This window comes from Mycobacterium sp. (genome assembly GCF_036490025.1).
Lineage (GTDB): Bacteria > Actinomycetota > Actinomycetes > Mycobacteriales > Mycobacteriaceae > Mycobacterium.
In genome coordinates this window covers 1-5,284 of the sequence record NZ_DASXEP010000077.1, presented here as the reverse complement: position 1 = coordinate 5,284, position 5,284 = coordinate 1, and the positions used below count along the sequence as shown (strand labels likewise).

The 5,284-nt window shown below is 64.0% G+C and carries 7 protein-coding genes; 1 reads left to right on the top strand and 6 read right to left on the bottom strand.

The features are described from left to right. Positions 1 to 461: PPE domain-containing protein (locus VGG53_RS08855; RefSeq protein ID WP_331517674.1), on the bottom strand; the 461-nt coding region annotated here is incomplete at its 3' end. A 190-nt stretch (positions 462 to 651) separates the two neighbouring features. On the opposite strand from VGG53_RS08855, the gene VGG53_RS08850 reads away from it, so the two are divergent. Continuing rightward, positions 652 to 1,233 carry a DUF4190 domain-containing protein gene (locus VGG53_RS08850; RefSeq protein WP_331517673.1) on the top strand — a complete coding sequence of 194 codons (582 nt, stop codon included), beginning with the start codon at positions 652 to 654 and terminating at the stop codon, positions 1,231 to 1,233. 7 nt (positions 1,234 to 1,240) lie between these two features. On the opposite strand, the gene VGG53_RS08845 is transcribed toward VGG53_RS08850, so the two are convergent. The 5 genes from VGG53_RS08845 to VGG53_RS24020 form a co-directional block, all read right to left on the bottom strand. Then, positions 1,241 to 2,293 (bottom strand): sulfate/molybdate ABC transporter ATP-binding protein, encoded by a 1,053-nt coding sequence (locus VGG53_RS08845; RefSeq protein ID WP_331517672.1) that lies wholly within the window; start codon positions 2,291 to 2,293, stop codon positions 1,241 to 1,243. 24 nt (positions 2,294 to 2,317) lie between these two features. Continuing rightward, a complete protein-coding gene (cysW, locus tag VGG53_RS08840; RefSeq protein ID WP_331517671.1) occupies positions 2,318 to 3,130 on the bottom strand; it encodes a sulfate ABC transporter permease subunit CysW in 813 nt (270 codons plus the stop codon). 46 nt (positions 3,131 to 3,176) lie between these two features. Then, on the bottom strand, positions 3,177 to 4,031 hold the full coding sequence (gene cysT / locus VGG53_RS08835; RefSeq protein ID WP_331517670.1) for a sulfate ABC transporter permease subunit CysT: 855 nt from the start codon (positions 4,029 to 4,031) through the stop codon (positions 3,177 to 3,179). Then, the gene (locus tag VGG53_RS08830; RefSeq protein ID WP_331517675.1) at positions 4,028 to 4,999 is read right to left on the bottom strand and encodes a sulfate ABC transporter substrate-binding protein; all 972 of its coding nucleotides are present in this window, start codon (positions 4,997 to 4,999) and stop codon (positions 4,028 to 4,030) included. Before VGG53_RS08830 ends, cysT begins: the two co-directional genes overlap by 4 nt. Before the next feature lie 145 nt (positions 5,000 to 5,144). Further along, a complete protein-coding gene (locus tag VGG53_RS24020) occupies positions 5,145 to 5,237 on the bottom strand; it encodes an Ms4533A family Cys-rich leader peptide (RefSeq protein ID WP_372512934.1) in 93 nt (30 codons plus the stop codon). Between the last annotated feature and the right edge of the window lie 47 nt (positions 5,238 to 5,284).

Below are 5,284 nucleotides of genomic sequence, written 5' to 3'. Positions count from 1 at the left end.
GCGGCAGCGTTGTTGGGCCACATGAACCCGAAATACTCCAGATTCAAATCCGCGATCCGCGGCGTCAACGCCCCCCACACCATCGGATTGATCACCTCATCGGCGGCTTCCTCGAACCGGTTCGCATGCGCCGGCGGGGCCGGCACCATCTGCGCAAACGACGACTCATTGACCGCCGCGGCCATATGAAAAATCTGGGCTTTCGCCAACGTCTGCTCAGCAAACGCCAAATGCTCATTGTTATGCGTCACCAACGCCGCCTCCGAGGCGGTACCACCCAAACCCGTATAAGACTTCGCGGTCACCGCACCCTGCGCCATCGACGTCCCCGCCACCGCCGTCATCGCCGCATGATGGGCCTCCAACGTCTCCGCAGCGGCCACACTCGGCGCCGAACGCGGCCCCAACGCCAGCGAATACCAATTCGCCTCCGGCGGAAACATCGGCCACGGATGACTCACCCGCTACACGCTCCTCAACAACAAACTCAGTGCGACGATCGTAACGAGAACGCGCAGATCCCGCTTACGCGAAACCGAGTGGCGAAGATGTTGCCCAATTCGACGCGAACCTCGAAGCGATCGTCACCTGGATTACGTTGACAGGCGAAGTCCAAGGTGGAGCCCCATCAGGAGGCTACGGTTGCCCACTATGAGTGCGCCACAGGCACCGGGTCCCGGAGAACCCGGCTCGGCCGAGGCCAGTCGCCCGGCCAACAGATGGGCGGTCGCGTCATTCCTGCTGGGTCTGGTGAGCCTCGTGCCCCTGAGCCTGATCGCCGGGTTCGCCGCACTGATCAAGACCAGAGACGGCAGGGAGTCCGGACGCGGGTTGGCAGTCGCGGGCATGGTGATCTCCGTGCTGTGGACGGTGGTCTGGGCCTACAGCGCGTGGCCCAAAGACGGGCTGATCACCGGATCGCTGCAATCCGAGCGGGTCGGCACCTGCTACCAGGAGACCATCAATTCGCCTGTGAGCTGCGATAAACCACATTCCCACGAGCTCTTCGCGATGCTCGCGCTCTCTCGTTTCCCGGACAGCGACGCCGAGCAGAAGCAAATCGAGGCTCGGTGCAAAGCCGAATTGCCGAAGTATTCACCGACCGCCGGCCGGGACCCGCAGATACGAGTCGACGCGTGGGCCCCGGGCACGGAGTCGAGATACATGGACGATCACGCGGCGGGGTGCGTCGCGCATTCCAGCTACGACCGGGTCGGCTCGATCAAAGGCTGAACAGCCCTCAGACGGAATTCGCCGTGGAGACCTTCCCAGCGTCGTTGCGCGCCAGGCCTTCTCCTGCGATCGGCGGTACCCGGGTGGCACGCACGTACACGGTATCCCCCGCCTTCAGGCCCAGCGCTTGCGCATCGCCGCGAGTGATCTGAGCGGTGAACGGCCCGCCGGTGGCGGCGTTGGTCAACTCGACGCGCACCTCGAAGCCGAGCATCACCACGCGGTCGATGGTGGCCCGGACCACCCCGGTGACTTCGTCGGTGCCGTCGTCGCCGGCGATCTTCATATCCGGACTGCGGCCGACCCGAATGTCGTGCGGGCGAACCAGAGTGCCGTTCAGCGAGGAGACCGCACCCAGAAACGACATCACGAACGCGTTGGCCGGACTGTCGTAGACCGCGCTCGGAGATCCCACTTGTTCGATGCGTCCGTCTTTGAGCACGGCGATCCGGTCGGCGACGTCAAGCGCCTCGGCCTGGTCGTGAGTGACGAGCACCGTGGTGACGTGCACGTCATCGTGCAACCGGCGCAGCCACGAACGCAGATCGTCGCGGACTCTGGCGTCCAGCGCGCCGAATGGCTCATCGAGCAGCAGCACTTGCGGGTCGACCGCCAGCGCGCGCGCCAATGCCATGCGCTGGCGCTGACCACCGGAGAGCTGACTGGGATAGCGGGTTTGAAAACCGCTGAGCCCCACCACTTCCAGAAGGTTGTCCACCTTTTGGGCGATCTCGGCCTTGGGCCGCCGCCGGATCTTCAGCCCGAAGGCCACGTTGTCCCGAACGGTCAAGTGCTTGAAGGCGGCGTAATGCTGGAACACGAAGCCGATGTCGCGCCGCTGGGGCGGTATCCGTGTGACGTCGCGCCCGTTGATGGTGATGGTTCCGGTATCGGGCTGATCGAGTCCGGCGATGGCGCGCAACAGCGTCGACTTGCCCGACCCGCTGGGTCCCAACAACGCCGTCAGCGAACCGGCCGGCACCTCGAAATCGACATCGTCCAGCGCGGCGAAATCACCGTAGCGCTTGTTGGCCCCCCGCACCACGATCGCGTTATCCATTAGCGCCAGTCCTCCCTGTCACGCCTACTTTGTGGCTCGCTTGAGGCGAGCATCAAGAATCACCTGAACGATCAGCACGAGCACCGAAACCGCCATCAACAGAGTCGAAATGGCGTAGGCACCGTACTCCGCGCCCCGGTTGTAGCGGTCAGAAACCAGTAGCGTCAGCGTCTGGGATTGCCCCGGAAGATTCGACGACACCATGATGACTGCGCCATATTCGCCGAGCGTGCGGGCGATGGTCAACACGATCCCGTAGGTCAACCCCCACCGGATCGACGGCAGCGTGATACGCCAAAAGGTCTGCCACCAACTGGATCCCAGCGTTGCCGCGGCCTGTTCCTGATCGGTGCCCACTTCGTGCAGAACCGGCTCGACCTCGCGCACGACGAACGGCAGCGTGGCGAAGACGCTGGCGAGCACGATGCCCGGCAAGCCGAAGATGATCTTGAACCCGAAGTCCCTCTCGACGAAGCCCAGCAGACCCGCCGATCCCCACAACACGATCAACGCCACACCCACCACGACCGGTGAGACCGCGAATGGCAGATCGATGATCGCCTGCAGGATACCTTTGCCGCGAAACCGGTTGCGCGCCAACACCAGTGCGGTCGGTATACCGAAAATCACGTTGAGCGGCACCACGATCGCCACCACCAGAACCGACAAGTTCAGCGCCGAGACCGCCGCCGGCGTACTCACCCAGTCGACGAACTGACCGAAGCCGGGCGCAAAGGTGCGCCACAAGATCAACCCCACCGGAATGACCAGCAACACCAACACATACGCCAGCGCGACGAAACGGATCAAATAGCGAACCTTGGGCGACAACGTCATGCGCCGCTCCTCCTCATCGCTTCGCTCTGCATCGTCGCTGGCGGTGTCACGCCGCCAGCTCCTCACGCTTGGCTGCGCGCGATCCGAAGGTACGCAGGACGAGCAGGACGACAAACGAAATAGCAAGCAGCACAATAGATATTGCGGCGGCACCGGTACGGTCGTCATTTTCGATCAATGTCCGGATCCACTGTGATGACACCTCGGTTTTGCCCGGCACCGCTCCGCCGATCAGCACCACCGACCCGAATTCGCCGATGGCCCGCGCGAACGTCAGGCCCGCACCGGTCAGCAGAACCGGAGTCAGCGAGGGCAGCACGACCGTCGTGAAGATCGTCGCGTTGCCCGCGCCCAGCGACGCGGCCGCCTCCTCGGTCTCGCGGTCGACTTCGAGCAGTACCGGCTGGACAGCCCGCACCACGAACGGCAGCGTGACGAATGCCAGCGCCACCCCCACACCCCATCCGGTGTGTTGCAGGTGCAGGCCGACCGGACTGTGATTCCCGTAGAGCGCCAACATCACCAGGCTGGCCACGATCGTCGGTAACGCGAACGGCAGATCGATGATCGCGTCGATGAGCCGTTTACCCGGAAAGTCGTCGCGCACCAGAACCCAGGCGATCAGCAGACCGAAAAACATGTTCAGGACGGTGACACCCGCCGAGATGGTCAGCGTCACTCTGAAGGACTCGACGGCGGCATTCGAGGTGACCGCCAGCCAGAACGCCTGCCAGCCCCCGCCCACGGATTGCCAGCCGATGGCGGCCAACGGCAGCAGCACGATGACCGAAAGCCACAGCACCGCAACGCCGACTCGCAGCGACGTGCCGTCGCCACGTAACTTGTTGCGGCCCGGGGTGTTCCCGTGCCTGGACACCTCGGTTGTGATTGCTGTCGTCATCCGGTGGCCTGCGTGTAGATCTTGGTGATACTGCCCGACTTCTTGTCGAACAGCTGCGGGTCAACGGTGGGCCAGCCGCCGAGGTCAGCGAGCGTCCACAGCTTGGCCGGGGCCGGGAATTGGTCGCGGACATCTGCAGCGACCGCGGGATCGACCGGCCGGAATCCGGCTGCCGCCCACACTTTCTGGGCCTCCGCGGTGTACTGGAAGTTCTTGAACGCGACGGCGGCATTCAAGTGGGAGCTGGTGGTCACCACCGCCACCGGATTCTCGATTTTGATCGTCTGCGACGGGTTGATGTGGGTGATCGGCTTTCCTTGCCGTTCCGTGGCGATCGCCTCGTTCTCATAACTGATGAGAACGTCACCGCTGCCCTGGACGAAGACATCGGTTGCCTCGCGTCCCGACCCCGGGCGCAGCTTGACGTGCTGGCCGACCAGCTTGTGAATGAAGTCGAGGCCCGCCTGAGCGTCGTGGCCACCCGTACTTTTGACCGCGTACGGCGCGAGCAGATTCCACTTCGCCGAGCCTGAACTCAGCGGGCTGGGCGTGATGACTTCGACGCCCGGCCGCAGCAAGTCGTCCCAGTCTTTGATGTTCTTGGGATTGTCGGGCCGCACGACGAGTGTCACGACCGAGCCGAACGGGATGCCCTTGGTGGCGTCCTTGTCCCAGTCCTTGGAAACCTTGCCCGCCTTGACCAGTCGGGTGATGTCGGGTTCGACGGAGAAGTTGACGATATCGGCGGGCTTGCCGTCGACGACACCGCGCGACTGGTCACCCGAAGCGCCGTACGAGGCGATCACCTGGACGCCCTTGCCTTCCGGTGAGGCGTTGAACGCCGGAATCACCTTGCTCCAGCCCGGTTCCGGTACCGAATAGGCGACCAGCGTGATGCTGGTGTTGGCACCGGCGGGCCCACCGCCGCCGACGACGTCGCTGGCGCCGCCGTGACACGCCGCGACCATTCCCGCGGCGAGGGTCAACGCGACAGCGTGCCGCCACCGCACGACATTTCTGATGTCGTCGAACAATGGTCGACCTTTCGACAGTGGGCTTGACGGCTGACGGATCCCGTCGCAAAGAAAAGCGAATTTCAGCGCGGGCAGAAGGTCAGCGACAACAATGCACGTCAGCAACGGCGCAATCGCCCACGGCAATGAGTGCCAAGACATGGCACTCGGTGTTGCCGGACGCTGCGTGCATGGCGGAAAGCCTAACAGAATCCGCCGGCGCCGCAGCCGAGGCTGATG